This is a genomic window from Agathobaculum sp. (genome assembly GCF_050946325.1).
GTDB lineage: Bacteria > Bacillota > Clostridia > Oscillospirales > Butyricicoccaceae > Agathobaculum.
On the sequence record NZ_JBMNUP010000185.1, the window covers coordinates 1 to 2781 of the forward strand.

The 2781-nt window shown below is 51.2% G+C and carries 3 protein-coding genes; all 3 read left to right on the forward strand.

All coding sequences use genetic code 11. The features are described 5' to 3' along the window. Window positions 1-442: 442 nt before the first annotated feature. The gene (locus tag ACOYIE_RS10315; RefSeq protein ID WP_195377252.1) at window positions 443-1132 is read left to right on the forward strand and encodes a hypothetical protein; all 690 of its coding nucleotides are present in this window, start codon (window positions 443-445) and stop codon (window positions 1130-1132) included. 287 nt (window positions 1133-1419) lie between these two features. Then, the gene (locus tag ACOYIE_RS10320; RefSeq protein WP_195377253.1) at window positions 1420-1803 is read left to right on the forward strand and encodes a hypothetical protein; all 384 of its coding nucleotides are present in this window, start codon (window positions 1420-1422) and stop codon (window positions 1801-1803) included. A 12-nt stretch (window positions 1804-1815) separates the two neighbouring features. Beyond that, the coding region (locus ACOYIE_RS10325; protein ID WP_433412910.1) for a hypothetical protein at window positions 1816-2781 on the forward strand (966 nt) is incomplete at its 3' end.

Here is a 2781-nt window from a genome sequence, read left to right on the forward strand (position 1 = left end):
CAGCAAAACGGCAAAAAAATAATGGGTGAAGACCCGCAAAGCCTTGAAAGTCATGGATTTCCGCAAATATCTCAATTGGTCTTACGCTCCATATTGTGCAAGTAAAAAAGATAACTTGCCGGAAAGCCCAGAAACCGCAACGGTTTCTGGGCTTTTTCGCGCTTATTTTTTTAAGTGCAAAAAAAAGATAACTCTGGCGGTTCCACCCCGTTGGTAGGGACTTGAACTAAATCGCGGGCTGTTTTGACCCTTTTTTGAGGCAAAAAGCAGCGGTGCAGACGCGTTTTTAAAAAAATATTTTGTTAATTTTTTGTGTCTGCGGAGGTCTGTATCACAAAATGATACAGACCAAAACAGAGTCACTATATTTTCAATGAGGCCAGCATTCATTGCGAATGCCGGCCTTTTTCTTTTCTAAAACAAATAATAAGGAGTGAGCACTATGAAACAGAATAATTTAAAAGAAGACCCCAGCTTTCTTTCAGAGGTCGGCATTGTGCTGCGGCAAGACGGTTATGAGACTTCCGCCCCTGACAATGGACTGCTGCCCGTATCGGCAGATGGGATTCCCCTCTGCCGGATCAGCGAAACCGGAGGCATCAGATACCGGGATGCGGACATCGGATGTGTGGAGCGCGAAGATGCGCTGAGCGAAATAACACGGACTGCGGAAACCGTGTCGGAGTATATGAAGCTCATGGACGCGGCCCCGCTTCTCAAGGCGCAGGGGCTGGACGAAGAGTACAGGTCGCTGGCCGATTTCAATGGTGTTGTCCTTGCCGGTCATCCCAGCCGTCTTGGCGTTCAGTTCGTGACATGGGATTGGGACTACGGCCGGACCGGCGTATCCCAGGGGCATTATATGTCGAACAATTACGAAGCGGCAAAAAAGGATTTCGCCGTGCGCAGCGGCCTTGTTCGGGAGCAGCAGTTCTTCTCACCGGAGCACCTCGCAGAAATATATCGATGTGTTCAGGATGCGCTGGACCATCCGTATGAGCTCACCTATGACCGGGAAGAATGCCTTGGCAAAATACAGGAGCAAATTACCGATCTCGTGCCTGATTTGCAGCAGCGGATTGCGCAAGCGCAGCCGCAGGAGGAATCTGCATTCACCGAGCCGACTATGTAAAATAAAATCAATATAAAAAGCGCCAAAGTTTTCATCATGAAGACTTCGGCGCTTTTTTGCATTCAGGAAGGAAATAACAGTGAAGCATGAATATAACCGACGCAGGCACCCGCCCCTGTTCGCACCGGAAAATCCGCCTGTGCGGGAGGAATGTCCCGTTTGCACTTTGTTCGAGCGATGTAAAAACTGTCCCTATCCCCGGCATGGCTTTATCTGCTGGAATCGTGATGAGAGCTGCCTTCGCACGGATATGCGAATAATCGATCAGAGAAAGGCGGAAAAGCGCAGTGGATAAGAGAGAACTTGAGTATTGGCAGTCGGTCACAGAACACAGCACCTACCGTTGGACAGAAGATTCCATCATCCGCCTTAACAGCGGTGAGTATCTCTACTATATCGGTGGCGAAAATGGACACTATATGCGCCTTTCACAGGATGGCAAGCTGACCGTTGGCAATTATGAAGGCGCATACCCGCATATCGGTGAAGCTGTCTTTTACCTGCGGGCGGAACATCAGTACCTCAATATTAAGGAAGCGTTCCAAGCAGCCTGTCAGCTGGGCGGAGCTAAATTTTTGGAGGATCTGTTTTCCAGCAATCCTCTGGAACAAGGTTGGCCAATCGAGCCAGATACAGACGGCAGCATGGACTTTGAAATGAAAGTATTTTAAGGAGGACGCGACATGCAATTTCAAGCAGTACTGTCAAATCAGCATCACCCGGAATACGGTGTGCTCACAGTGCCCTTCCCGATTCCGAGCGCGGAATACGACAACATCATTGCGCTGCTGGAACCTCTGGAGATCGGCGATGCGGTCAAGCGCGACTGCCGCATTGAAGAAGTCAGCGGCTGTTTTCCGGTACTGAAACAATTGGAAAGAACCGACGCCAACCTCGACGAACTGGACTACCTCGCCAAACGGCTGGACAGCTTCGACGATTATGAGAAAACACAGTTTCAGGGCATGGCGTCCCGGTTGAATCTCCATGGTGTGGACGAATTCATCAACCTGACCTTCTGCTGTCAGGAGGCCACCGTGGTCACGGACTTTAACAATCTGGAATCTCTTGGACGCAGGCACTACCTGACGCTGGGCGGCGGGGCGTCCATGGAGGAAATGCAGGGCAGGAACTTCCGCTCGGTGGCGCTGGCATTGCTCGACGGCGAAGTCGGGCGGGTCACCCACTACGGCGTGGTCTATGACAACGGATTTGAAATGTCGCAGCTCTATGACGGCCGTAATTTCCCGGAATATTGCTACGAGGACTTCATTATGGAGGTGGAGATGAGTTTACGGTATGCGCCGGCAGACAGTCCGGCAACTTACCTCTACCTGCCGATCACACAGACACAGCAGGCGCGTGCCATGACTCGGGCAGGAATCAACTTATATGAAGATATGTGCCTGCGCTTTCTGGAAAGCGAGCTTCCGGAAGAAGTTGACGCGGCGCTGGCTTTTGAGAACGAAAACCTGACCGATATCAATGAGATGTGCCGTACCATCCAGTCGCTGAATCAGGCCGAGCGCGAGAAGCTGGGCGCGGTCGTTCTGTTCGCCCGGCCGGAACAGGCCAGTCAGATCGCCAATCTTGCAAAAGAATTGGAGATGTTCGACTACGTTCCCAAGGTACGTACGCCGGAGGAATAC

Coding starts and splice junctions, on each gene's coding strand:
- ACOYIE_RS10315 (WP_195377252.1), top strand. CDS start 443: ATGAAACAGAATAATTTAAAAGAAGACCCCAGCTTTCTTTCAGAGGTC.